The following is a 23782-nucleotide window of genomic DNA, read 5'->3' as shown; positions in this document are numbered from 1 at the left end:
TCGTAAGTTAATTCAATGTAAAATTTCCTAACTTGTCCGATTTGTACGCTTAACTTTAATGAGTGTACAAAATGATAATTCTTCCGATAATTTCCCCCAAAGGTGGCGAAGGTAAATCCACCCATGCCGCCAATCTGGCCGGATTTTTTGCCGATGCCGGTTTTCGCGTTCTCCTGATTGATGCGGATTATTCGCAAACCACTGCCAGCAGTATTTTTCCCCTGCACTATGAAGCCCCGACGGGTTTGTATGAATTACTGATGCAGACGGTGGATCTGAACCAGCCTGAGCAGATCATTTCCCGTTCAATAATTAAAAATCTGGATGTTCTGATCTCCAACGATCCCGATGAACTCCTGCCAACGGCGATGCTGCATGCCCCCGACGGGCGTTTACGCTTGCGCAACATTCTGCAACATCCGCTCTTCAGTCAGTACGATATCATTTTCATTGATTCCAAAGGTGCGACAGGTGTGATGAGCGAGCTGGTTGTACTGGCGGCCACACAGGGCGTTCTGGGGATAATCAAACCGATTCTGCCCGATGTCCGCGAGTTCCTGCGCGGCACCCTGCGGATGCTGACCCGGCTCCGACCCTTTGAAAACTACGGTATTCGGTTGCCTGCTATCCAGATATTGGTCAATGGGATTGAAGGGACGAATCTTGACCGGGATACACTGAATGAACTGACTGACATTATCAATCACAGACGGTATGACGCGTCGGCACTGGGTAGCAGGCAGATTTATCAGCTGCTGAAAACCCGGATAGACCTGTTGGATATCTACAAACTGGGACATGTCCGTGCCCAGCCCGTGCATCGCCTTGAATATAAAACCACCCGGAAAAGTCCGGCGGCCGCACACACCATACACAGTCTCGCCTGTGAGTTAGTGCCCCTATGGGCGGAGAAATTCGATGCGGTACTGACTGAACAACCGACGGGAGATACACAATGAATGTTATCTGGCGAGTCGTCTGCTTTCGTTATGAGCATGTTGAATTACCGTTCAGTGATGATGAGTGGTTTGTTTTTGTAGATGCACCGGATCGTCAAGCGGCGCAGGCAAAGTTTCAGGCATTATTACCGGCTGTCTGGGGCGTTTCCCCCGACCTCGTTGAGCATTTCAGTCCCCGCAGTGAAGACGAATTACGGGCACAGTCACTGATGCCAGGGACACCGGATGATGTGGCCTTGTTGGAATGTGGCTGGGCGCAGGGTAAACCGCAGTATTTAACCGCCAACGAAGTGCTGTTCTGGGTGACTTCCCCTCAACTGCAACAGCGGTTAATCGCGGCGCTGAATGATGTCAGCAGGGAGGCCGGTGATGCACAGGCATGATTTTTTACACGCCGCTAATGAAGTACAACCCAGCAATGGTTACGCTGAAATGGCCGTGATTGGCGGATTGATACTGGATAATGACCGCTGGGATGACCTTGTTCAGCTACTCACCCCGGACGATTTTTTCTTTCCGGCCCACCGGATACTGTTTCAGGTGATAGTCGAGCTGACAGAAAAAAATACGCCGTATGATTTGCTCACCCTGGCGGATTTACTGACCCATCAGGGGCATCTGGACAGCGTGGGGGGCTTTGCCTATGTGGCCGAACTGTGCAAAAACACGCCCAGTGCCGCCAATATTGTGGAATACGCCCGCATGGTGGCCGAAAAAAGTCAGTTGCGTCAGTTACTGGCGCTGGGCAATACCCTCAGCACGGAGGTTTTTCAGCCCCATGTGCAAGCCGCTACGCTGGCTGAACAGGCCGAAAGTCAGTTGTTCCGCTTGGCCGAAAAAGGGGCTGCCCGACAACAGCAGGCAGTCACCCTGTTGCAGGGCGCCGAGGCACTGATTTCTCATCTGGAGCGCATTCAGGGCAGTAACGGGATCACCGGGACACCGACCGGGTTTCAGGTGCTGGATGACATGACCTGTGGCTTACAGCCGGGGGATCTGATCCTGCTGGCTGCCCGTCCTTCAATGGGCAAAACCGCACTGGCACTGGCGTGTTGTCTCGGTGCATTACGAAGCCGTGAGGATGCGGTGGTGCAGATTTTCAGTCTGGAAATGCCGATCGCCCAACTGATGCTCCGTCTGTCGGCGATGGAAGGCGGCGTGGCGTTAACAGCATTGCGCAGTGGCCTGCTGGATGATGAACAGTGGGGGCGCATCAGCCAGAGTCTGGAGCAGTTTTCTCGCTGGGATCAGCGGCTGATTATTGATGATTGCAGCCTCCAGACTCCCGCTTTATTACGCGCCCGTGCCCGCCGTTATACCCGCAAATACGGTCAACCGGCCCTGATTATGGTGGATTACCTCCAGCTGATGTGCGCACCCGGACAGGAAAACCGCACACAGGAAATTGCCGATATCTCCCGCAGCCTGAAAGCGTTAGGCAAAGAACTGGATTGCCCGGTACTGGCGCTGTCCCAGCTTAACCGACAAGTCGAAAACCGTTCCGATAAACGCCCTAACAATGGGGACCTGCGTGATTCCGGTTCACTGGAGCAGGATGCGGATTTGATCCTGCACCTTTACCGCGATGAGGTTTATCACGAGAACACGCCGGATATCGGTATTGCCGAAATTATTATCGGTAAGCAGCGACAGGGACCGACAGGCACGGTACGTGTGCGGTTTGAGGCGCAATATACCCGTTTTTCGGATTTCGCTGGCAGCGGGAGGTAACCGATGGGACGCAATACCCTGAATTTAGGCAGCGCCTTGTTACAGCAGGGACGACAAGCCGTGGCTACGCTCAATGACAGTCCACCGATGGCAGAAATGCCGATGGTATTAACGCTGGATCAACTTCGCCCCAATCCGGATAACCCCCGGACCAGCCGCAATCCGCGTTATGACGATATCAAAGCGTCAATCAAAGCCCGTGGGCTGGATACCGTGCCGAAAGTCACCCGTGATCCGGACGGTGACGAGGTTTATATCTTCAGTGATGGCGGTAATACGCGTTATCAGATTTTGTCTGAGTTGTGGCAGGAAACCGGTGATGAGCGGTTTTACCGGGTGCATTGCCTGTTTAAACCGTGGCCGGGACGGTTGCAGTGTGTGATCGGACATCTGGCGGAAAATGAACTGCGGGGCGATCTCAGTTTTATTGAAAAAGCGTTAGGTGTCTGCAAGGCCCGGACCCTGTATGAGGCGCAGAAACAGCAGAAAATCACTCTGCGTGAGTTGTCTGCGCTGTTGGGTGAAGCCGGATTCCCCATCAGTATCAGCTACATCAGCCGGATGGAAGATACCGTGCAGCACCTGTACCCGTGGATACCGAATCTGCTGAATTCGGGATTGAATGTGCCGCAAATCCGGGTGTTACTGGCTTTACGACAGGATGCCGTGGCGGTCTGGCAACAACATGTTTTCAGTATAAACCCAGAACCCACGCTGACCTTTGATGCGGTTTTTGGGAATTGTTGTCGCAAGTTTGATGCATTGGAAGACTGGTCGCCGGCAATGTTCCTCGATGAACTGATTGGCGATTTATTGCAGGCCCTGCCACACCCGCAACTCAATTATGACCGCTGGATACTGGAACTGGATCCGAAAGAAAGCAACCGCCGACAGCTCTTTGGCGGACAGGCCACTGCATCTAACACCGTGTCGGTGCCGGAAGCCACTAAGCCGGATAATGTCAGCCGGGGTCGGGTGCAAAACCCGGGATCGAACCCGCGAATAATGGCCCAATCTGACTCTGACAGGCGGGAGCCGTCATCTGATACGGAAAATGCGTCGGCCAATAAGGCACAGGTATCCGCCCCTGCTTCCCGAAAAAATCCGGTGCTTCCACCTTATCAGCCGGATAGCGAAGATAACCCGTCTGAATCGCTCCAGCCTGCCGCGGAGACTGAATGCCTGCACTTTGCCCAAACCGGGCTGGAGCCGGTCAGTTCGGTCTGGGACATTTCCCCGATGCAGGACGATATCGAGCATCTGCAAAATATGGCGTTCCGACTGGCCTTTGAGCTGGCGGAAGTGATGGGTTGTGACAGTGATTTGTTACCGGCTTCAGAGGAAAGCGCTGCCGGTTTTTGTCTGGTGAATGTGCAGGAAGCCCGGGCTTTTTCGCGTTTATTGTTCAGCCTGACCGGAAAAAACACCACTGACGCCCCGGCATTAACGCTGACCGCTGTTCTGCTCGGCACCGCCGGACGGGAGGATATGCCGTTACTGGATGATAACCAGACGGTGAAGTTCCTACGCCTTATCCGGGTGCTCCGCCGTTTGCGTGAACTTCAGCGTCAGATAGCGCCGGAGGCCATAACGATGTCGTGATACCGGTACGGTGCGTGGTGTCTGTTTTCCAATGTGTTGTTCATTATCTTTTGACTGGCCTAATATTGGAGGAAGTAGATGAATCATTTATCGCAAGCAACCAACAGCCTGCTGATGCAGTTGGTGATGGATTTGAAGAACGGCTATATCCGCCGTTGTGAGGCGCTGGGATTAGCACCCGGTGAAATGCTGATGTTGCAGCGCCTGACGATTGAGGATCTGCATTATCTGGGCAACAGCCCGGTGTCGGTGCTGAGCGTTCATATTCATCACGCCAATCTGGCCCGCATCTTACATCAGGCGCGGATTGAACAGCAGCGGATGCAACGCATCGACCGGGCACTGGAATTAGGTGGCTCTATTGAACTGATGCACTATTTTTTCGGCCTGTCGAGTCTGGAAATTGCAGCCCGACGTCGTATTGCCGGCATGACCGTGCGACCGGGGCGGAATTCGCCCCTGACGGAAGACGAAAACCGTGACCTGTGGCAGCGCTGGCAATCGGCAAAGATTGCCGATGCGGACAGCGCCGAAGGGCTGGATATGATGCTGGAGATGGCCGCGGAACACCAGATTTCGCTGACGGCCGTCTGGCATGCGGTGAAGGAGTGGCAGCAGGGCGATGCACCAGAACCGGTCAAAAAACAGGCCTGAAAACCCTCCGTTAACCCTCAACAGAACAGGAAACGATGTCAGCAAAATTAACCGAAATCATGCCCGGCCTGCATGTGCCGCTGACGACGCCCTTGTCACTGCGTCGCAAGGCGCAACATCAGGTGAGCAGCTACCAGCGGGGCGAGCGTAATTACGTCCGGTTGAAAGAAAAAGGGACCGGGTATCTGAAAATCAATGTGGGGTTGTTCTGGCGGTTGTTAAGCCGTGATAACGGGCAATCGTGGGAGCTGATGCTCCATGAACGTTATAACAATGAGATTCGTAAATAGTCCGTATTGAAGTCGTGTCATTCTGCATCCTGTTCAACGTCACAGGGTGCAGCCCTGACATTATTTTTACCGACTCAATTTAAAAGCCAAGGCCGGAGATCAAGGATCATGATAAACCTGTCAGCAGACAGCATAATTGCACACACGGTTGCCAAAATGAGAATACGTCTGGAACAACGCGCAGACGATGACGTTTCACAACTTCGCAGTGGTCTGCTGTTTATGGGCAATATTCAGGATGCCTATCCCCGCCGTCTGTTGCTGGATGATCGCCTGTCGCCGCTGGATAAAACGGGCTGGATAATGATCCGGCTGTATGCGTTGAATAATGAAGGCGCCGTATTTCCCAGCTATGACGAATTGCAGGTGCTGTTGGCGTCACCCTATAAAGGCAAGGCCTCGCGTGAAACCGTCAGTCGGGTGTTACTGATGCTGCGAATAACCGGCTGGCTGAGTTTATGCAAACGTATCCGGGATGAGCACGGGCGGGTACGGGGCAATATCTATGCGCAACACGATGAGCCGCTGACCTGCCGTGATGCCGAAATACTCGATCCCCACTGGCTGGATACCGTCGCCGAAGCCTGTCGCAGCAAAAACCGCACTATCAGCCAGACGGCTCTGGACGTGCTGACTGACATCAAAGAAGACCCGTTGATGCGCCATCGCCACAGTCATATTCGCTTGCTGGAAGAAAGACTGAATGCGGTGCAAACACCGCAGCAAAGGGTGATGCGCCAGTCTCTTCAACAAGGCAAACAGCAAACCGAACTCAGGGCAATCAGGCCGGGTTCGGAAACCGGACTGAGTCAGAAAGAGGGGCAGGCTGAACTGAATTCGGATACCGAACTCAGCCTGAAATCAAGGTCTTATAGTGGTTCAGCTAAACCGAACTGTTATGTACGTTCTTTCACACAGAGTGTGAATAAAAAAACATACGTAGAGCCCCAATCCATGGTTTTTCTGCCAGAAGGACTGTGCCGACAACTGGAGCCGGACGATGCGACGATGCTGACCAGCCAGTTGCAGGCATTGCCCGCTGAACAGGCACAGACTGTACTGAATTGTCTGGACAAAGCACTACGGGCAGGGAAAATCGGCAATCCGGTCGGTTGGCTGCTGACGATGATGAAACGGGCACGGGACGGGAAACTGTATGCGCAGACTGAAATAGCACTCCCCGGACCAGTGGCTGCAAAAGCGTGTGTTGAGCTGCCTCAAAAAACAGATCGCCCTGCTTCGCCTTCTTCACCCGCTTACGTCAGCAATATGGTGAAAGACATTCGCCAACGACTGACACGGGTAAAATACCCGAGTGATTACGTTGATTAAAAATCATACTTTGTTGCCCTGGGCAAAAAAGATTAAAAATCATACTTTGTTGTCCGAGGCAAAAAAGATTAAAAATCATACTTTGTTGCCCGGGGCAAAAAAGATTAAAAATCGTACTTTGTTGTCCGGGGCAAAAAAGATTAAAAAAACATTTTTTCCTCGCTCCATGCAATGCCGCATTTTTCTCTTTTCTTATAACTGGTTATTCATTGAGTTACAGCCTGTTTAGCCTTGATAGTTTGACTGACTTATCAAGGCCAAACAGGAGTTTTTGTGCATGTCTGATGCAGAAGAAAAAAACGCATCTCAACCGCGTTTACGCGCCGGTGTCTTAATATCCTCGTTAACGATTGAACTGCATACCCACTATGCCATCCGGCTGTGGGCGGGGCGCCGACGGGAAGAAATCAGCAGTACACATAAGGTGACGGCGATCCTGGGGATGCCGCAGGTGATTAAGCGCGCGGGCACAATCAATGTGGATGCTGCTGCCGATAATCCGTATGCCGATACCTGGCTGGTGAAGCTGGAGCAGGCGTTGGAAGCCGCATCGGCCAATCTCAGGCAGAATCTGGCTATTTTGCAGGATACCCTGAATGCGGTGCCAAAGCAGATTACCCTATCCGCCGTTTTCTCTGTCGAACCCCTGAATATCGGGGTCTACAGTCATTCGCCATTAGGTTACCGCTGTGTCTGGTTGCTGGTTGGTTACGACCAGCTGGCGATGAAAACATTTCAGGCTTTTCATTACGGACTGATTTCACGGGCCGAGCGGGATGCCTTTCTGCACAACGGTAGCCGGGCCATCCGCCAGATTTACGGCCTGGTGCGCTCTTACCGTTCACTGGCGGTCACCCGGCAGGATATTGCCCAGAAAACCCCCGCCGGGCTGGATGCCATTAAACTGTTGGGTGAACCGCATCCCGATATTCTGTCGGGCAGGCAGCGTTCCGCGTTCGCCTCCCCGTTACGTTCCACAGAGCACGATTAACGGAGGGGAAAAGATGCAACTTTATTTATGTGAAAAGCCTTCTCAGGCCAGAGACATTGCCCGCGTTCTGGGGGTGAAACAGCGTGGGCAGGGATTTCTCTTCAGTACCCGTATCATTGTCACCTGGGCCATCGGACATTTGCTGGAGGTGGCGGCCCCCGAACAGTATGGTGAACAATTCGGCCCGCCGTGGCGGATGGAGGTGCTGCCGGTACTGCCTGCGCAGTGGCAATGGACAGTCAAAAAAGAGGCCGCTGGTCAATTTGCTGTGATCCAGCAGTTATTGAAACAGGTCGATGAGGTCATTATTGCCACGGATGCCGACCGTGAAGGGGAAGTGATTGCCCGTGAGTTATTGGAATATTGCCATTTCACGGGTGCAGTCAGGCGGTTGTGGCTGTCGGCACTGGATGAAACCAGCATCCGGCAGGCTCTGGCGGCTGTTTTACCGGGAGAACAGACGGAAGCACTCTATCAGGCCGGGCTGGGGCGGGCGAGAGCCGACTGGTTGACGGGTATCAATCTGACCCGTTTGTATACCCTGAAAGCGCAGGCCCTGGGTTTCGGCGAGGTCTTATCCATTGGCCGGGTACAGACACCGACACTGGCACTGGTGGTGAGCCGGGATAAGGACATTGCGAATTTTGTGCCGGAACCCTACTGGCAGGTGATGGCTAATCTGGAAAAAGACACTGTCCGCTTTCAGGCTAAATGGCTGCCCGCTACGGAGGAGGGCGATGAAGAAAACCGCTGTACCCGGGAGGCCGTAGCACAGGCTGTGCAACAATGTTGCCAGCAGGCCACACAGGCTACAGTGATGGCCGTCAGCAAAAAACGGGAGAAGACCCCGCCGCCGCTCTGTTTTGATTTGGGCACGTTGCAGCAGACGGCATCCCGTCTCTGGGGGATGGGCGCCAGTCAGGTGCTGACGATTGCCCAGTCCCTGTATGAAACCCATAAAGCCACGACCTACCCCCGCACGGATTGCGGGTATCTGCCTGTGTCCATGCAGGCGGATATTCCGGTGGTATTAACGGCGCTGGTGCGCACCGACCCGGCGATGGTTGACATTATCAGCCAGCTGGACAAACAACAGGTTTCCCGCGTCTGGAATGACAAAAAAATCACGGCCCACCATGCCATTATCCCCACACGTCACGCTTTTGACCTTACCCGGTTAACGACCGACGAGTTACAGGTTTATCAACTGATCCGTCAGCATTATCTGGCGCAGTTTCTGCCGGTGCAGGAAACGGATGTGACCGAGGTGACGCTGGATATCGATGGACAATTTTTCCGAGTCAAAGGGCGGGTGAATGTGGTGACAGGCTGGAAAACGCTGTTGACCGATGAAGCTGGTGAGCAGGCAGAACAGGAAATGGATTTGCCCTTACCGGTACTGCATCAGGGCGATTGCTGCCAGATTATTGAAGCACGCATCCAGTCACAGCACACCAAACCGCCGGCCCCATTTACCGAAGGTACGTTGATTGCCGCGATGAAAAATGCCGCCAGTCTGGTCAGTGATCCGCAATTAAAGCAGGTCCTGCGTGAGAATGCCGGACTGGGCACGGAGGCGACCCGTGCCGGTATTCTGGACACCTTGTTTAAACGCCGGCTGATTGAGCGGAAAAAGAAAGCCATTCACGCAACCCCGCTGGCACGGGAACTGATTGCCGGACTACCGGAGGTCCTGACCAGTCCGGGCATGACCGCGTTATGGGAGCAATCGCTGGAGGATATTGTGCAGGGCAAAACGTCGCTGGCGGTGTTTATGCAGAAACAGGCGCAATGGCTGTTGCATTTAGTCGAACGCGGCAAGGCCCAGCCGCTACACCTGACGTTACCGAAAACCCCGGACTGTCCGAACTGTGGCAGCCGGATGCGGCAGCGGCAGGGAAAAACCGCCCCATTCTGGGGCTGTGTGAACTATCTGGGTTGTAAAGGAATGCTGAATGACAAAGCGGTCACCCAATCGCGCAAGGTCAGGCGGGCAAATCAACGGGCATGAAGATCTGGTTGTTGATTGACGTGCTGATGGGATGTCTGAAGAATCAGTCTGTTTCTTAAATGATCGGTGAGCCTGTAACGATCGCCTCCGGGTGGCTGCCAGACTCCCGTAGCCTGAAAGGGAGCGCGTCAACGCGGTACATCTGCCCCCCTTTGGAAGCAGATATTGCCAACTCAATGGCAATGAAGGTTTTTTTATTCTTTATCAGCACGTCAGCCACGTCTGCGTCTGACTCCCGGCGGGAAAAATCATTCCCGTCAGGGGAGAGATTTTCTCCGTCACACCTTATTTCTATGGAGAACATCGTATGTCTGAGAACACCACAACCTTAACCAAAAGCGACTATTTCAACCTGAATATTAAAGGACTGGGTTATCTGAATAATATCCGCCATGTCAGCACCGCCAGTGGCACCTTCCTGAGCTGTGTGATCAATGCATTAAATGGCCCGGGTGATAACCCGGTCTATGTGCGTTTTGATATTACTGTGGTCGGCAAGGAAGCGACCAGTCTGATCGGTCGTTGCCAGAAATCGGTGGATGAGGATAAAAAAGTGCTACTGGGATTTACGTTAAGCAATCCCTCCACCGACATTTTTACCCTGAAACGCGGTGATCATGCCGGCGAACAGCGTGTCAGCCTGAAAGCCCGTCTGATTAAAGTGGACTGGATCAAAATCGGTCAGGACAAAGTCTATCAGGCTGAACAGTCTGATTCGGCTCCACCCCAGAACGGAGTTGCGCAAACTGAATATGCAGAAAATTCATTCTGATATTCCTTTTACTCCACCGACTTGCCCTGATATTTCAGGGCAGTCTTTTAATTATCAAAGACAACAGGAAGCAGAGATGAATATTGCCCCGATTGGTGTTCTGGCACTGCAATACTGCCATAAACAGTTACCGTTAATCGTGTTACGAAGCCGAGCCGGATTTTATATCGGCACACTGGATGAGGGCGAACCCTGCTCCCGTGAATCCGTGGAATATTTTGCCTACCGTGAGCAGGCAGAACTGGCGCTGCAACAAGGGCGCTGGACACAACGCCAGTCAGCCTAACAGGGAGAAAATCAGCATGTCTTCGCGCGGCATTAACAAAGTGATTTTAGTGGGTCATCTGGGACAAGATCCGGAAATCCGTTACCTGCCAACGAGCGGCTCGGTGACAACGCTGTCACTGGCGACGTCAGACAGTTGGCGGGATAAACAAACCGGTGAGACTCGGGAAAAAACCGAATGGCACCGGGTAGTGATCTTCGGAAAATTAGCGGAAATTGCGGCGGAGTATCTGCAAAAAGGGGCTCAGGTGTACATTGAAGGCCAGTTGCAAACCCGTAAGTGGCAGGATAATCAGGGACAGGATCGCTATTCAACTGAAGTGGTGGTTAATGTGAATGGCACCATGCAGATGCTGGGCAGTCGTGGTGATACAAAGTCAGTGACTAAGCAGCAGAGTGCACCAAAACCTGTTCAGAAGCCTCAGCCCGCTCAGCCAACTAAAAAGGACAGTGCGCCAACACAAATAGCACAGCTTTCAACGTTGCCGGAAAAAACGGAGGAAATGGAGTGGGATGAGATCCCGTTCTGAGTGATTTTTTCTTATTATTAACAGATTGCCCTGTTTTAACAGGGCTTGTTTATTTATTAATCCAATAGGTTTTTTATCCATAATAGCTACATAAAAAATTTGAGACTCTGACCTGAGTCATTTAAGGAGTTGATAGGATTTTAATTTATGATTAATAAGTTATCTTTATTTGTTTTTATTTATGCTTTATTGATTTGTCATGAAGTCCACTTTTTGAGTTTTTTTCATTAGGAAATTAAAAAGTGAAAGGTGTATGATGATTGATTATATTATTTTTTTTTTGGTTTTTATTTATTTTCACCACTGACATTATTGTTTACATAAGAATAGATTACACAGGGTGAGAGCGCGTAAGGTTATATTTTAAACAACCCGCTTAAATGAAGAACTATTCAGCACATAAATAAAACCAAATTGATCGTTTTTGGCTCGCAATTGAATTGCGTTATATACAAATTAAGTTCAAAAAACGTTCACGCTCTCGCCCTGATAGATTACACACCTGATAAATATAATCGTCATTGGAAAAATAATTTTTTAATTTTTTCTTGACAAGAATGGTGTCTGTTTTATTCATGGTTCCTGTTGTTTTTTATGCAAGCTACCATCCTTTAACACATGTGTTATCTTATTCAGGGGAGACTTCATCGTTATTAGATGTCTTCATAGGTGTTATCATCCTTGATCTGTCAGGTTATATATTTCATCGCATGAGTCATAAATATAGATTTATGTGGAGATTCCATGAAATTCATCATCTTGATGAGATTTTAGATGCCACAACAGGGCTGAGGGTACATTTTTTTGAGTTAATTTTACACACTTTCTTTAATTTGGTAATAATTTTCCTATTAGGAATATCGTTAGAAGCCATTTTGATTCATTCTGTTTTTGGATACATTATTGCCATTTTTCACCACTCAAGAATTAGGTTGCCCATTAAATCAGAAAAATTATTATCTTATTTAATTACAACACCACGGTTTCATGAATTTCATCATGATAAAGGATACAAAAATAGTAATACAAATTATTCATTTATATTTACTGTCTGGGATAAGTTGTTTAATACTTATAATAATAAAACTTTTAAGAAAAATTGGAATTATGGTTTAGCCTACCAAAGAGATGTGGACACAGTCGAATCCATATTAAGGCCTCTGAAGAAATACTGATTTCTCAATGGTGATTTTATGAAAAAAATATCCACTCCAATTAAGATACCACTCTATTATGTCAGAGGTGGAACTTCCACCGGTATAGTTTTGCTACAGAAACATTTACCAAAAGAGAAAGAGATAAAAGAAGAAATTATCAGGCATATAATGGGAGTACCTTTAGTTGGAGAAGTTAAAAATAATAAATAATTACATGGATTAGGTAGAGAAAAAACAACAAGCAATAAAGCTTTTATCATTGATATAGATTATCAGTCTAAAAAGGTGATTAGCACTTTTGCACAACTTGAAAAAGACAGTAATACAGTGTCATGGGATATTAATTGTGGGAATATGACCTCATCCATCCCATTGGTTATAAGAGATTTACCCGAAGAAAAATTGTTAATGCCCGATGGAAAATTAAATATTTATAACACAAATACGCATAAAAATATTTTATGTGAAATGCCTGATGTATCTCCTGAATACCAATTAACGGATATCCCTGGTGTTATTGGTGATTTCCCCGAAGTTAACGTCTCCTTTAAAGACCCCGCATGTTCAAAGACAAAGGCTCTTTTTCCTACGGGGAATTTAATTGATTCATTTAATAATATTCTACTTACCTGCATAGATGTTGTTGTGCCGATGATTATTATCAACGCAGAAAGTTTAGGGATCACTGGTTACGAAAATGCCGATGAAATTGAAAATAATAAGATATTACAAGACAAGATTATGGAGGTAAGGCTTGGCATGGGGGCTAAAATGGGAATCACTAAGAAAGACGGAACAGTGATGAGTGAAACGGATCTGAAACAGTCTATAACTCAGCCTAAAATTGCCATTATTTCTCCTCCTCTGGATAGAGGCGACATTAACATCAGATATCTTACTCCCAAAAGTGTACATTCATCTATTGCTGTATCCGGTGGTTGTTGTTTAGCGGCGGCCTGTTGTTTTTCTGGCACTGTTGCAAGCCACATATATCATTCTTATAACGATAATTCTATAGTCAATATTGAACACTTATCTGGAATATCCGAATTTAGCATCACCCGTAATGGTGATCATATAGAATATACCGGTGCACAACGAAATGCTCAGATTCTGATGAAAGGCGAATTCTTTATTTATAATCCCAGTCTTGAGCTTGATAGTGTCATGAGTAGTTTTACATGGCCATAAGTCAAAACTGAAGTCATTAAATAACAAATTACACTTTGATAATCCTTTTTGCATTGGGATAACGTCCAGTGCTTGATTCTGGGTAATATTTCACTAAATCATGTTGTTGATATGCATCAATTTCACCATCAAGCTCTTCTTTTCTTCCAAAAAATATCGCCTTATCTTTTCTGCTTTTTATTAAAATGTGATTATCCGAAATATGAACAATTTCCCCGATATGAGAAGCGTCTAAAATGACTAATTTTCTCCAGTCTTTATTGATATGCAGTGATGATATTCCTTCCGGAAGTTGTTTATTTTTCCAGAGTGAATGAAGGCTGCATAACTCTGCCATTTTTTGATTATTTTCAATAATATCTAATAGCTTAAGGTTTGATGGGTTGATCCAATTAATAACTTTTAAACAACGTTCGTAATGCTCAATCACTTTATTGACAATATCTTCAACCTGATACGCCTTTTGATCACGCCACAGAGGTTCATGATGAGAGAGTCGGTTACGAATTTTGTTAATTTCTTTTAGCTCATTACTAATGCTATTAATCGATAATGGGCGGCTTGTTTGCGTATTCAATGCGTTTGGGAAAACTGAACCTCTCAAATGGGGCCAAAGTACCAAGTAAGGTTTTTTTTGAATATCAAAATCATTTCTGACCATAGAAACCCAGAAACCAAAGGTCAGTTTGGCGATAATGTTTTCAGGCGTATGAGGTTTTTTCTCTTTCTCTAACTGGTTTATGGCTGCCTGAATGCCTTTATAAGCACCGGGATTATTCCGTTGTGTGAACGCATTGACGAACCAATGGCCGTCTATTTGGGATTTTTTCTCTGCCCAAACATGGCTGGCAAAATTGCGTTCAATCCGTTCTTCTTCATAGTGAATATAAGACTGATAGAGGGCGTTGCGTAATGAAACTTCAATGACTTGTAACGCAGGTAAGAAAGCACTGGCCAGTTGTTTATTCCATAAATAAACACCTAAACATTGTTCAGGGGATGCGCCACCAAGAATTGGTAATTGATAGGTAGCAAATCTAGAAGCGGAAAGTGATCTTGTGATGGCTTCAATAGTCATTGCGTTGCGATGTCCATTTTTTATTGATTTTGTGTAGTATACTTTTGTTTTATCTGGATTTATATGGCGAAAGTGCATGCATTGACGCATTTTATTGAATGTTATATAATCTGTAACCAGAGGCAACTCTATTTGTGTAAGCACCCGCCCCTACTCATTTTTATTGATGGTCGGAGTGTGAAGAATATTTTTCAAAAAAGGCTCCCGAAGGGGCCTTTTTTGATCCTGATAATAAGTAATGTGTGAATAGCCATTAATAGATATTTTTTCGTTTGCCACCTTAAATGTTAAGGCAGTGTATGAAAACTATCATATTGATATATTTGGTTTATTTTTTTAGATTGGTTATTTCATTTACCTAATTTACTTATTGTATTTACATGTTCGATTATTGAATTAGATAACTCAATCAGTTAAAGTAAAAAAACTATCAGCAAAATCTGATAGTCGGGGATTTGCAACCCTGTTAAAGAGTAACCCACTGGTAGAAATTTTCTGCCAGTGTGCCTGCTATCGCACCTTCAATGGCGGTTCAGGCAGGGGAGGCTTCGGTCTCGCCGGACGGTTACTCCCGGTATTGCAAACCCTGTCTGAACCACCACCAATAATCTACAGAAGGGGAAGCAGGTATGACGATGATTCACACTCAGCAAGACTGGCACCCAGCCGAAATTATTTGTGCATTACGCAAACGTGGTACGACACTCGCCGCTTTATCCCGCGAATCGGGACTCAGTTCTTCCACTCTGGCTAATACCTTATCCCGCTCGTGGCCGAAGGGGGAACTCATCATCGCCACCCGTTTGGGAATGGAACCCGCTGAAATCTGGCCTAGTCGTTATTTCGATGACTACGGCAATTTTATTGAACGAAAAATCCGTCAGTCGGTTGATGAAAATCAGGCAGCGGCTGAATAACGCACGGATAAAAAAACTAACATTGACACACAATAACGTTTTTTCGGCATATTAATTTTCAGCAAACACAGTTGAGTTGTTCATTGAATACATCACAGGGTTCCTTGCATAGTCAGGATTATTTTACGACTGAGCAGGAACCTATTTGGCATGAAAATAACGGTGTTAATCGGCTTAATCACGGTCACACTGGCGGGATGCACGATACCCGTGAAACAACCGCAACCTCAGCTTTCTCAAAATAGTTTTTCTTCCGTGACGCTGACACAAAATGTGCAGTCGGTTTCACCGGATATTTATCAGCAAACACCCGAAGTCGTTCGTTATGGCCGCTATGTGCTGGTCAGTACCGACCCGACAGCGGCGCAGCGTGATCCACTTTCCCAACTGATGGATATTCAGCTCCCCGCGTCCCAGAGCCCCACGGTGGCTGATGCGATGCGTTATGCATTACGTCAATCCGGTTACGCACTCTGTACACCTGACAAGAGGAATGACATTTTATATCGCCAGCCGCTGCCATCCGTACACGCGCAGTTGGGTCCGATTCGGTTACGTACTGCGTTGCAGGTGATGGCAGGTCCGGCCTGGAAACTGGAAGTGGATGAGGTGCAGCGTGTCGTTTGCCACCATTTGCGACAGGGTTATCAACTCCCGGCTCCGGCTAAACAACCTCAGTCGGGAGGGCGTTGATGAAATTACACCCGCTCAGTGTGTTGGTATGGCTGCTGAGCAGTCCGGTCTGGGCAGTCACGCCGACACCGTTAACTTCGCAGCAGACACACACGACAGAAAGCCAGCCGCAATCCCTGAAAAGTCAGGCTGAGCAGTGGCAGCTAAGTGCCGGTGAATATCAGCGTTATCAGCACCTGATGAACGGGCCGCGGGGTATCCAATCGCCGGGACTTGATCCGTTGACCGCATTAGGGATTGAAGCCGAAAGCGAGGCTGAACGCCGCCGTTATGCTGAACAGTGGGTGAAGGCCGAGTTTGCCCGCACTGAAAAAGAGCTGCGTTTCCAGCGGGAAGTGAATGCGGCCTGGCAGCGGCTGTTTCCTGATGTTTTGCCGGTCAATATGGAAAAATCGCATGAAGCAAACGGTCGGTTGGCTCTGTTTGTCAGAGCCAAAGATTGCCCATCATGTGATACCCGTTTGGCTGAAGTACTGGCGGCAAAGCAGCCGGTGGATATCTATCTGGTCGACAGCCAACGTAATGATGACATCTTACGGCAGTGGGCTAAAACGCATCATATTCCGGTTGAACAGGTCCGTACCCGACAAATCACGCTGAATCATGATGCAGGATACTGGTTCCGGTTTGGCAAAGGACTGATGCCGGTATTATTACGACAGGGGAAACAAGGATGGCAGGTCACTTCATTACAATGAAACGGCTGAGCGTATTTCCCATTATCGGTCTGTTATGGATGACTACCGGTCAGGCCGAACTGAACGTGATTGCCGATTTAGGCGGCAAAGATGCCTCGCCCTTTTATGAAAGCATTCATGCCCAGCCGAATTCTCGTGCTGCACAATCACACCCTTTCTCGCCAGAAGTGGCGGGGGAAGCAGCCATGCTGCCGGTTAACACACCGGAACTGACACCGGGAAAAATAGTAAACCGCTCACTGCAATTGCCGGGGATTGGCGCGTTATTTCTGATAGGCGATGATCCTGACTCTCGTCAGTGGCTAAGTCAGCATGCAGCCCGTCTGGCACAATTGCATGCGGTGGGACTGGTCGTCAATGTCAGGGAAATGGCGGGCTTACAGACGCTGCGTGCGTTGGCTCCGGGTTTACACCTGTCACCTGCCTCCGGCACAGAGCTGGCGCGTCGTTTGCAGTTACAGCATTATCCGGTGTTGATCACTGAAAATGCACTTACGCAGCAGTCCTCACCATGAGCCGTCGTTATGTGGTTGAAGCCCTGCTGCGTCCGGCTGTTGAGCTGAATACCGCTGTGGTTTCAGCGGTTGCCGCATTTATCTGCATTCGGGCTCCCTGGGCGATTGCACTGGCACCCTCCGTCAGCTATGTGATGGCCGGGAGTTTTACTGTATTAGCGATAATACGCACATGGCAGGGCATGCAGGTTATCCGCTATCGCCGAAATCTGAGTCGTTTACCGCGTTACCAGATGAGCACAAAACACATTCCCGTCAGTCATCAACGTTTGTTTCTGGGCCGGGGGTTTCGCTGGCAGCAGAAGCATACCCAGCGTTTGCAGGATACGCGGCGACCGGAAGTCGAACGATTTGTGCAACCCTCTCAGGTTTATCAGCTTGCCCGTTTACTGGAGCATCGAACCGAATACCGCTGGCCGGCATTGTCAAATCTGTTGCGTAAAGATTCCCCGTTAAATCCGGTGCGACCATTGCCGCCGGTTGGGGGTAATTCCATGATCCACGGTATTGAACCGCAGGAAGCCGAAGTGTTTATGGATCTGCGTGAGCGGGTCGGGCATACCTTAGTGATGGGCACGACTCGCGTGGGAAAAACCCGGCTGGCTGAACTGCTGATAACGCAGGATATCCGGCGGGGTGAGGTGGTGATTGTCTTCGATCCCAAAGGGGATGCCGACCTGTTAAGGCGCATCTGGGCAGAAGCCCACCGGGCCGGCCGTGGCAGTGAACTGTCCCTCTTTCATCTGGGCTGGCCGGAAATCTCGGCACGTTATAATGCGGTCGGGCGGTTTGGCCGGGTCTCGGAAGTCGCTTCCCGTCTGGCGGGGCAACTCAGTGGTGAAGGCAACAGTGCGGCATTCCGGGAATTTGCCTGGCGGTTTGTTAATATTGTCGCCCGTGCGTTGGTGGCGCTGGGGCACCGGCCGGATTACACGCTTATCACGCGTTACGTCAATAATATCAGCGAACTGTATCAGCTCTATGCCACCAAAGTGATGGCAGACAGGCAGCCTGTGCTGCTGGAACAAATCAACCAAACCCTCGGCAAGCTGAAAGAAAAAGATATCCCGCGCAATATGCAGGGGCAGCCGGATGCGCTCCGGCTGTGGGCAATGGAAATGACGCTCAGTTCTGAGGCAGGTAAACAGCTCTATGACCCCATTCTGGATGGGTTACGTTCAGCCGTGCGTTATGACCGCACCTATTTTGATAAAATTGTTGCGTCCCTGCTGCCTCTGCTGGAAAAGCTGACCACGGGAAAAATCGCAGAACTGTTATCACCGGATTATCTCAATATGGCGGACTTGCGCCCCATTTTCGACTGGGAACAGGTGATCCGCAAAAACGGCATTGTTTATATCGGACTGGATGCACTGTCTGACAGCGATGTGGCTTCGGCGGTGGGCAACAGTATGTTTGCCGATTTGGTCAGTGTGGCTGGGCAGATTTATAAGTACGGTATGAATGCGGGGTTGCCGGTTCGCCAGGATGGGAAACTGGCGATTAACCTGCACTGTGATGAATTCAATGAACTGATGGGCGATGAGTTTATCCCGCTGATTAATAAAGGCGGGGGTGCCGGTATGCAGGTGACGGCCTATACCCAGACCTCCTCGGATATCGAAGCCCGTATCGGCAGCCCGGCCAAAACCGCACAGGTGATTGGTAACTTTAATACCCTGATTATGCTGCGGGTACGGGATAACCGGACGGCAGAACTGCTCACCAGCCAGTTGCCCGAAGTGGAAATCTACAGCAAGACACTGGTCTCAGGGCACTCAGATATCGCCGATGTTGAACAGGGACAGGATTTTACCTCATCCACGCAGGATAGGGTCGGCACAGTCAAAACGCCGCTGGTGACGCCGGCTGAGATGATTAATCTGCCGAAAGGGCAGGCATTCGCCTTATTGGAGGGCGGACAGTTGTGGAAAATTCGCATACCTCTGCCCACCGGTGATGACGATGATGCCCTGATGCCGGCGAGTTTGCAGAACATCGCTGAGCATATGCGGCGGCACTACCGCACCAGTGAAAACTGGTGGGAAGAGAAGGGGTAATTTCGCGTCATGGCACAATCAGAAAACCCGTCCCGCACCACTTCCCAACCGCCCCGCAAGCATGGCCTGCTGTATCGTGTGCTGTGGGAATGGCCGTGGCAGCTCATTGGCTTTATTGTGATGTCGTGGCTGTTCAGCCTGTTACTGGAATATTTGGGTATGGCTTTTTTCTGGCCGGATGAGGGCGCGGCTCACAGCCAGACGATGATGAAAACCGAGCTGCAATTTTTATCCACGGAATTTACCCGGAGTCTGTTATTGTCTGAACCGTCACAGACGGTCTCTGAGTGGTTGATGCAGGCGTATCAATGGCTGTTTGTCGACAGTGGTTTTCTGCACTGGATACAGGGGCAGCACCAATATCAGCTTAATAGCCACAATGATTTTATACGTGAATTCAATGGGGTATTACAGGATATATCGGGTTATTTGCGGGAATATGCGCTGGCTACCGTGTTTATCACGATGGTGACGTTAATTCGATTAGCCATTCTGGTGCTGTCCGTTCCGTTGTTTGTGATGGTGGTGTTGGTCGCGCTGGTTGACGGGCTGGGGCGACGGGACTTACGCCGGTATGGCGCAGGCTATGAATCGAGTTTTGTTTACCATCATGCTAAGCGGGGCATTAAACCGGCCTGCACCATTTCCTGTGTGCTGTATTTATCGTGGCCGGATGTGGTGTATCCCACGGTGATATTGTTGCCTGCTGCGCTCTTGCTGGGAATGGCGGTGGTGATCACGACTTCGATGTTTAAGAAATACCTTTAAATTGCTGGACGATGGCATACAAAACGGTTGTTGGTTTTGTATGCCATTGTCAGCAGACAAGCCGCATGGCGGCGCGTCAGTCTGGCAATCAAAGACTTCTTTCAACCATCGCAATAATGATGGCAGAAAGTTCGATTTCTGCCTGAGTTGCCGTGATATCGCCGTTAGCTGCTGCACAGGATAAAGCTTTTGCCTCTCCCTGCATTGCCCAAGGGTGTTGGCAGTTTTCACAGATATTATTGTTGTGATAAATAAGCTATCAGGGGTTGTAAGCTGGAACTCCGGAACTGTCTAGTCATTTTCATTTTGTCGTATTTATCACTTAATAGTCCAATGCGGTAATTGTTAACATAGCCGGCAGTTTTCTCTGCAATTCTTTTGCAAAAATGGTAAATTTCTGTGCGAATGCTCCCGCTAATACATCCTGAAATCCAAATCCATAGAGTATATATTGTCAATTTGGTTGCTCAAGACACCTCATATCCGAGGTCTCAAAAAATATTAAGGCTCACCAAGTTTTAATATTACCATTTGAAATTATTAAATTATTATTCAGCTGTTTAATAAAATAGCTCTCACACACAATATTGGATGTCACTTATGTCAAATTATAGATTGGATAATTCTTATAAACAGGCTAGCCATCGTTTATCGTTATTAGAACAACAATTAGATCCCCTGACTCAGCGTCGTATAAAAATGCTCGACCTTAGCCAAGGCTCTCGTTGTCTGGAAATTGGGGCCGGAAATGGTTCAATGGCTAAATGGCTGTGTAAACATGTTGGAGCTAACGGCAGTGTGGTGGCAACGGATATCAATACAACATTACTCGATCATATCGAGCTCCCAAATCTTGAAGTATGGGAGCATGATATTCTAAAGTCGGCGCTACCATGCTCATCGTTTGATTTTATCCATGCTCGTTGGGTTCTTTATCATTTACCCTCAAATCTGGAATGTGTTATTCAACGGATGATTGATGCGCTTCGTCCTTCTGGAATATTACTATTAGAAGATGTTGACTTTTTCCCAATAAATACGTCGTCATCTGCTGTATATCGTGAGTTCATGACAGCTTTAGTTAATTCAGTCGCCACACCATCCGGACGAGACGGCTTCTGGATGCGTAACCTACCAGAAATTATTGCCACAACGGAACTGACGCAAGTTGGAGGAGAAGGCGAATTTCCTGTCATTCAAGGTGGGAGGGCGGCAGCGAAATTCTTTGAATTAACTGCGGAACAAATACGTGAAAAAATACTGACAGAATCATCATTATCTTTGGACATGTTTGAACAGGGTTTACAGCTACTCAACTCGCCTGATTTTTGGGCATTTGGAGGCGCGAATATCGCCGTCTGGGGGAGGAAAAAAACTAACACGTTACATGCGTGACCATTTTTCAAAATGCAAGGTTTCAGCCTCTCACTGGAAATTAGCTTTTGGCTAAGCAAATTCAATAGGCAGATCAATTATTTTCAAGGAAATTGTCATTATATATTTGATCGTGAAGAGAAAGGGATAACTCCCAGATACTATGTTAGAAGCCTTGAATTAGGCGTTCAAAATCTTTGGATGAACCCCATATCAACAAAAAAGAAAAAGGTTTAAAATGAAAGACAGCTGCTCATTACACGCCCTAATAATCAGCGGAGATTTTTAATGATAAAAATTCAGATTTGATGTAGCAACAAACTCCATCAAATCTGGATGTTAAGGCTGGATTAATGGCGATATCTGGACGGGGTGTTAATTACCTGTGTCATGTACTCAAACCAGTCACAGGCCTGACAGGCCCGGTTACTTCCCTTTGGATCGAAACAGTAATGTTCGTGCGAAGTATCTTCACAATACACTACGAATGGCTGATCGATTCGGTGCAGCTGAATAGTCGCGGCCTGTTCTTTGGAAGCCGGAAAAAACGCGCCACCGATGTCGGCAAACAGTTCGGTATCGTCCTGCTGTGCGTCACAGTGTTCGCAGTGGTTTATCCAGTGCTGTCGATGTAACTGTTGGCTGATGGCTTTGCGCAGGGTGTGGTGAAAACCGGGTAGCACATTACGCACGATAGACGGGATATCGACGATATAAAACACAAATGCCGGTCTGTCCTGTTCGGTGTAGTCCACTTCCGTGTCGGGTTCCTCATCCTTCTCTGCTTCCAGTAATTGGTGTCCGGCGGGTAACATAAAGGCAGTGACGGTGGTGGGTTCATGACAGTGCGGACAGGGTATCCGGGTTTGGGCGAGATACCAGTATTCCGCATGCACATTGTAAAACGGCAGCCACTGCATAAACGGCTCCGGGTCAAAACTGCCATCGATATACCAGATTTGGGCGGCCGCATCCCAGTGTGCGCCCAGCTTTTTCACTGTCTCATACTCATCATCGGGGACGTGTAAATCAATCCGCAGCATATTATTCCTTCATTGTGAAATCATTAATCAAATAAATTAGTCAGACTATTTAGCTAATTTTCACCAAAGCATAAAGAGTTTATTGCTGATCTGATTTAGAAAACACCGCATCCTCGCACTCGGAGTCTATGATGAGGTGAGTCTTTATGCGTTGTTGCTTTTCGATATCCGGTGCGGCCTGTCTGCTGGGATTGACTGTATTGTGTATGCCAATCGCACAGGCGGCGGAGAAAGATGAACTGGCCAGTGCCAAACGTCTGATTGAGCAGGTACAGATAGCGCTGGAACGTGCCAGTCTCGCCGAAAAGCAATCTGACCCGTCAGAACATCCTCGTTATCACTTTGATTATTCACGCATCAGGGCGGATCTCAATACCCTCAAAGCCGGTATCGATCACTACCTGAGTCCTTCCCGCGAGCAACCCCGTGTTCCTGCGACCATCTCCGGTGATTACCGTCAGGAACACTCACAATGACCCCGGCACAACGCCATGCCTTTGAAGCGGCTTCAGGACACTTTGATATTTATTTTCTGTCTCTGGTGTGTGTCGGTTTTTTTCTGGCTACGTTGTTTTTGTGGGCGGCCTGGGCGGCGGTGGAGGTCTGGAACGGCTGGGCGAATGAAAAAATCCGCAATCAAACCCTCAGTCAGTTTGCCATGCGTACCGCTATCTTGCTGGTCGTGGCTGTCTGGATGTTTGCCAGTTGAGTCAATAAACATAACAAAAAGGAACTGAATCACTATGAAACGAATTTTTACAGCCTGCCGTCAGTTCAGCACAAACCTGATGACCCGGGTCAGCACTTTTCTGTTGCTGCTGGGTGTTTCCTGTGAGTCTGCCTGGGCCGATTTACCTTCGATTGAACCGCCCTCAAGTGGGGGGCGTGGCGGATTAATGGGGCAGGTAAAAGGGTATGCGCAGGATGGTATTGTGATTGGCGGGCTTATCCTCTCGGCGGTGGCGTTCTTTAAAGTGGCCTCGGCGGCAGTGGAAACCTTCTCTGAAGTGCGTGACGGCAAAGCTACGTGGACCCAGTTCGGCTCGATTATTGTGGTCGGTATTGTGTTGCTGGTTGCGGTGATCTGGTTGCTGGCAAAATCGGCCAACATTATTTTTTAAGGTGCCGCGG

At 48.7% G+C, this 23782-nt stretch carries 26 protein-coding genes and 2 pseudogenes; 25 read left to right on the top strand and 3 right to left on the bottom strand.

Annotated elements, in window-relative coordinates:
* The first annotated feature begins 71 nt into the window (after positions 1-71).
* From PSI14_RS14305 to PSI14_RS14240, 14 genes and pseudogenes are all read left to right on the top strand, one after another.
* Positions 72-959, top strand: a complete 888-nt coding sequence (locus PSI14_RS14305) for a ParA family protein (protein ID WP_273576517.1) — start codon at positions 72-74, stop codon at positions 957-959.
* Positions 956-1342 carry a hypothetical protein gene (locus PSI14_RS14300; RefSeq protein ID WP_273576516.1) on the top strand — a complete coding sequence of 129 codons (387 nt, stop codon included), beginning with the start codon at positions 956-958 and terminating at the stop codon, positions 1340-1342. The genes PSI14_RS14305 and PSI14_RS14300 overlap by 4 nt, the downstream gene beginning before the upstream one ends.
* Positions 1329-2690: an SPI-7-type island replicative DNA helicase gene (gene dnaB-PI, locus PSI14_RS14295; RefSeq protein ID WP_273576515.1), complete on the top strand. Its 1362-nt coding sequence runs from the start codon at positions 1329-1331 to the stop codon at positions 2688-2690. The genes PSI14_RS14300 and dnaB-PI overlap by 14 nt, the downstream gene beginning before the upstream one ends.
* A gap of 3 nt (positions 2691-2693) precedes the next feature.
* Positions 2694-4292, top strand: a complete 1599-nt coding sequence (locus PSI14_RS14290; RefSeq protein ID WP_273576514.1) for a ParB family protein — start codon at positions 2694-2696, stop codon at positions 4290-4292.
* A gap of 78 nt (positions 4293-4370) precedes the next feature.
* On the top strand, positions 4371-4946 hold the full coding sequence (locus PSI14_RS14285) for a DUF2857 domain-containing protein (protein ID WP_273576513.1): 576 nt from the start codon (positions 4371-4373) through the stop codon (positions 4944-4946).
* Between the two features lie 35 nt (positions 4947-4981).
* Positions 4982-5236, top strand: coding sequence for a ParE family toxin-like protein (locus PSI14_RS14280; RefSeq protein ID WP_010846410.1), 255 nt, complete (start codon positions 4982-4984; stop codon positions 5234-5236).
* Between the two features lie 108 nt (positions 5237-5344).
* The gene (locus tag PSI14_RS14275) at positions 5345-6568 is read left to right on the top strand and encodes an STY4528 family pathogenicity island replication protein (protein WP_273576512.1); all 1224 of its coding nucleotides are present in this window, start codon (positions 5345-5347) and stop codon (positions 6566-6568) included.
* 277 nt (positions 6569-6845) lie between these two features.
* Positions 6846-7559 (top strand): PFL_4669 family integrating conjugative element protein, encoded by a 714-nt coding sequence (locus PSI14_RS14270; RefSeq protein WP_273576511.1) that lies wholly within the window; start codon positions 6846-6848, stop codon positions 7557-7559.
* A 13-nt stretch (positions 7560-7572) separates the two neighbouring features.
* Entirely contained in the window at positions 7573-9570 is a 1998-nt protein-coding gene (locus PSI14_RS14265) for a DNA topoisomerase III (protein ID WP_273576510.1), read from the top strand.
* A gap of 307 nt (positions 9571-9877) precedes the next feature.
* On the top strand, positions 9878-10342 hold the full coding sequence (locus PSI14_RS14260; RefSeq protein ID WP_273576509.1) for an STY4534 family ICE replication protein: 465 nt from the start codon (positions 9878-9880) through the stop codon (positions 10340-10342).
* A gap of 76 nt (positions 10343-10418) precedes the next feature.
* Positions 10419-10628, top strand: coding sequence for a hypothetical protein (locus PSI14_RS14255; protein WP_273576520.1), 210 nt, complete (start codon positions 10419-10421; stop codon positions 10626-10628).
* Between the two features lie 16 nt (positions 10629-10644).
* Complete coding sequence (ssb, locus tag PSI14_RS14250) at positions 10645-11157, top strand: single-stranded DNA-binding protein (RefSeq protein ID WP_273576508.1); 513 nt, start codon at positions 10645-10647, stop codon at positions 11155-11157.
* A 575-nt stretch (positions 11158-11732) separates the two neighbouring features.
* Positions 11733-12332, top strand: a complete 600-nt coding sequence (locus PSI14_RS14245; RefSeq protein ID WP_273576507.1) for a sterol desaturase family protein — start codon at positions 11733-11735, stop codon at positions 12330-12332.
* Between the two features lie 18 nt (positions 12333-12350).
* Positions 12351-13505: pseudogene (locus PSI14_RS14240) on the top strand (PrpF domain-containing protein).
* A 28-nt stretch (positions 13506-13533) separates the two neighbouring features.
* Here PSI14_RS14240 and PSI14_RS14235 read toward each other — a convergent pair.
* Positions 13534-14583, bottom strand: coding sequence for an Abi family protein (locus PSI14_RS14235; protein WP_273576506.1), 1050 nt, complete (start codon positions 14581-14583; stop codon positions 13534-13536).
* A gap of 629 nt (positions 14584-15212) precedes the next feature.
* Between PSI14_RS14235 and PSI14_RS14230 the strand changes: the two genes are divergently transcribed.
* From PSI14_RS14230 to PSI14_RS14195, 8 genes are all read left to right on the top strand, one after another.
* Entirely contained in the window at positions 15213-15500 is a 288-nt protein-coding gene (locus PSI14_RS14230; RefSeq protein ID WP_273576505.1) for a helix-turn-helix domain-containing protein, read from the top strand.
* Positions 15501-15650: 150 nt separating this feature from the next.
* Positions 15651-16193: a PFGI-1 class ICE element type IV pilus protein PilL2 gene (gene pilL2 / locus PSI14_RS14225; protein ID WP_273576504.1), complete on the top strand. Its 543-nt coding sequence runs from the start codon at positions 15651-15653 to the stop codon at positions 16191-16193.
* Positions 16193-16891 carry a TIGR03759 family integrating conjugative element protein gene (locus tag PSI14_RS14220; RefSeq protein ID WP_273576503.1) on the top strand — a complete coding sequence of 233 codons (699 nt, stop codon included), beginning with the start codon at positions 16193-16195 and terminating at the stop codon, positions 16889-16891. Before pilL2 ends, PSI14_RS14220 begins: the two co-directional genes overlap by 1 nt.
* On the top strand, positions 16867-17406 hold the full coding sequence (locus PSI14_RS14215; protein WP_273576502.1) for an integrating conjugative element protein: 540 nt from the start codon (positions 16867-16869) through the stop codon (positions 17404-17406). Before PSI14_RS14220 ends, PSI14_RS14215 begins: the two co-directional genes overlap by 25 nt.
* Positions 17403-19466: a type IV conjugative transfer system coupling protein TraD gene (gene traD, locus PSI14_RS14210; protein WP_273576501.1), complete on the top strand. Its 2064-nt coding sequence runs from the start codon at positions 17403-17405 to the stop codon at positions 19464-19466. Before PSI14_RS14215 ends, traD begins: the two co-directional genes overlap by 4 nt.
* A 9-nt stretch (positions 19467-19475) precedes the next feature.
* Positions 19476-20234, top strand: coding sequence for a TIGR03747 family integrating conjugative element membrane protein (locus PSI14_RS14205; protein WP_273576500.1), 759 nt, complete (start codon positions 19476-19478; stop codon positions 20232-20234).
* Positions 20235-20245: 11 nt separating this feature from the next.
* Complete coding sequence (locus tag PSI14_RS14200) at positions 20246-20380, top strand: hypothetical protein (RefSeq protein WP_273576499.1); 135 nt, start codon at positions 20246-20248, stop codon at positions 20378-20380.
* Between the two features lie 454 nt (positions 20381-20834).
* On the top strand, positions 20835-21629 hold the full coding sequence (locus PSI14_RS14195; protein ID WP_273576498.1) for a class I SAM-dependent methyltransferase: 795 nt from the start codon (positions 20835-20837) through the stop codon (positions 21627-21629).
* Positions 21630-21958: 329 nt separating this feature from the next.
* Here PSI14_RS14195 and PSI14_RS14190 read toward each other — a convergent pair whose 3' ends face one another.
* Both PSI14_RS14190 and PSI14_RS20255 read right to left on the bottom strand, forming a co-directional pair.
* Entirely contained in the window at positions 21959-22504 is a 546-nt protein-coding gene (locus tag PSI14_RS14190; protein ID WP_273576522.1) for a hypothetical protein, read from the bottom strand.
* Between the two features lie 21 nt (positions 22505-22525).
* Positions 22526-22651 (bottom strand): annotated as a pseudogene (locus PSI14_RS20255) (DUF5710 domain-containing protein); the annotation flags it as partial.
* A 146-nt stretch (positions 22652-22797) separates the two neighbouring features.
* Here PSI14_RS20255 and PSI14_RS14180 point away from each other — a divergent pair.
* From PSI14_RS14180 to PSI14_RS14170, 3 genes are all read left to right on the top strand, one after another.
* A complete protein-coding gene (locus PSI14_RS14180; protein ID WP_273576497.1) occupies positions 22798-23127 on the top strand; it encodes an integrative conjugative element protein, RAQPRD family in 330 nt (109 codons plus the stop codon).
* Positions 23124-23360, top strand: coding sequence for a TIGR03758 family integrating conjugative element protein (locus PSI14_RS14175; RefSeq protein ID WP_273576496.1), 237 nt, complete (start codon positions 23124-23126; stop codon positions 23358-23360). The genes PSI14_RS14180 and PSI14_RS14175 overlap by 4 nt, the downstream gene beginning before the upstream one ends.
* A 79-nt stretch (positions 23361-23439) precedes the next feature.
* Positions 23440-23772 carry a TIGR03745 family integrating conjugative element membrane protein gene (locus PSI14_RS14170; protein WP_228860284.1) on the top strand — a complete coding sequence of 111 codons (333 nt, stop codon included), beginning with the start codon at positions 23440-23442 and terminating at the stop codon, positions 23770-23772.
* Positions 23773-23782 lie beyond the last annotated feature (10 nt).

The sequence above is a fragment of the Xenorhabdus anantnagensis genome (assembly GCF_028598555.1).
GTDB lineage: Bacteria > Pseudomonadota > Gammaproteobacteria > Enterobacterales > Enterobacteriaceae > Xenorhabdus > Xenorhabdus anantnagensis.
Note: the sequence above shows the minus strand (reverse complement) of the source record. Positions and strands in the feature narration are given on the sequence as shown.

What these genes read in the sequence shown, in the direction of transcription:
- PSI14_RS14305 (WP_273576517.1), top strand. Translation starts at nt 72, where the DNA reads ATGATAATTCTTCCGATAATTTCCCCCAAAGGTGGCGAAGGTAAATCC.
- PSI14_RS14300 (WP_273576516.1), top strand. Translation starts at nt 956, where the DNA reads ATGAATGTTATCTGGCGAGTCGTCTGCTTTCGTTATGAGCATGTTGAA.
- dnaB-PI (WP_273576515.1), top strand. Translation starts at nt 1,329, where the DNA reads ATGCACAGGCATGATTTTTTACACGCCGCTAATGAAGTACAACCCAGC.
- PSI14_RS14290 (WP_273576514.1), top strand. Translation starts at nt 2,694, where the DNA reads ATGGGACGCAATACCCTGAATTTAGGCAGCGCCTTGTTACAGCAGGGA.
- PSI14_RS14285 (WP_273576513.1), top strand. Translation starts at nt 4,371, where the DNA reads ATGAATCATTTATCGCAAGCAACCAACAGCCTGCTGATGCAGTTGGTG.
- PSI14_RS14280 (WP_010846410.1), top strand. Translation starts at nt 4,982, where the DNA reads ATGTCAGCAAAATTAACCGAAATCATGCCCGGCCTGCATGTGCCGCTG.
- PSI14_RS14275 (WP_273576512.1), top strand. Translation starts at nt 5,345, where the DNA reads ATGATAAACCTGTCAGCAGACAGCATAATTGCACACACGGTTGCCAAA.
- PSI14_RS14270 (WP_273576511.1), top strand. Translation starts at nt 6,846, where the DNA reads ATGTCTGATGCAGAAGAAAAAAACGCATCTCAACCGCGTTTACGCGCC.
- PSI14_RS14265 (WP_273576510.1), top strand. Translation starts at nt 7,573, where the DNA reads ATGCAACTTTATTTATGTGAAAAGCCTTCTCAGGCCAGAGACATTGCC.
- PSI14_RS14260 (WP_273576509.1), top strand. Translation starts at nt 9,878, where the DNA reads ATGTCTGAGAACACCACAACCTTAACCAAAAGCGACTATTTCAACCTG.
- PSI14_RS14255 (WP_273576520.1), top strand. Translation starts at nt 10,419, where the DNA reads ATGAATATTGCCCCGATTGGTGTTCTGGCACTGCAATACTGCCATAAA.
- ssb (WP_273576508.1), top strand. Translation starts at nt 10,645, where the DNA reads ATGTCTTCGCGCGGCATTAACAAAGTGATTTTAGTGGGTCATCTGGGA.
- PSI14_RS14245 (WP_273576507.1), top strand. Translation starts at nt 11,733, where the DNA reads ATGGTTCCTGTTGTTTTTTATGCAAGCTACCATCCTTTAACACATGTG.
- PSI14_RS14235 (WP_273576506.1), bottom strand. Translation starts at nt 14,583, where the DNA reads ATGACTATTGAAGCCATCACAAGATCACTTTCCGCTTCTAGATTTGCT.
- PSI14_RS14230 (WP_273576505.1), top strand. Translation starts at nt 15,213, where the DNA reads ATGACGATGATTCACACTCAGCAAGACTGGCACCCAGCCGAAATTATT.
- pilL2 (WP_273576504.1), top strand. Translation starts at nt 15,651, where the DNA reads ATGAAAATAACGGTGTTAATCGGCTTAATCACGGTCACACTGGCGGGA.
- PSI14_RS14220 (WP_273576503.1), top strand. Translation starts at nt 16,193, where the DNA reads ATGAAATTACACCCGCTCAGTGTGTTGGTATGGCTGCTGAGCAGTCCG.
- PSI14_RS14215 (WP_273576502.1), top strand. Translation starts at nt 16,867, where the DNA reads ATGGCAGGTCACTTCATTACAATGAAACGGCTGAGCGTATTTCCCATT.
- traD (WP_273576501.1), top strand. Translation starts at nt 17,403, where the DNA reads ATGAGCCGTCGTTATGTGGTTGAAGCCCTGCTGCGTCCGGCTGTTGAG.
- PSI14_RS14205 (WP_273576500.1), top strand. Translation starts at nt 19,476, where the DNA reads ATGGCACAATCAGAAAACCCGTCCCGCACCACTTCCCAACCGCCCCGC.
- PSI14_RS14200 (WP_273576499.1), top strand. Translation starts at nt 20,246, where the DNA reads ATGGCATACAAAACGGTTGTTGGTTTTGTATGCCATTGTCAGCAGACA.
- PSI14_RS14195 (WP_273576498.1), top strand. Translation starts at nt 20,835, where the DNA reads ATGTCAAATTATAGATTGGATAATTCTTATAAACAGGCTAGCCATCGT.
- PSI14_RS14180 (WP_273576497.1), top strand. Translation starts at nt 22,798, where the DNA reads ATGCGTTGTTGCTTTTCGATATCCGGTGCGGCCTGTCTGCTGGGATTG.
- PSI14_RS14175 (WP_273576496.1), top strand. Translation starts at nt 23,124, where the DNA reads ATGACCCCGGCACAACGCCATGCCTTTGAAGCGGCTTCAGGACACTTT.
- PSI14_RS14170 (WP_228860284.1), top strand. Translation starts at nt 23,440, where the DNA reads ATGACCCGGGTCAGCACTTTTCTGTTGCTGCTGGGTGTTTCCTGTGAG.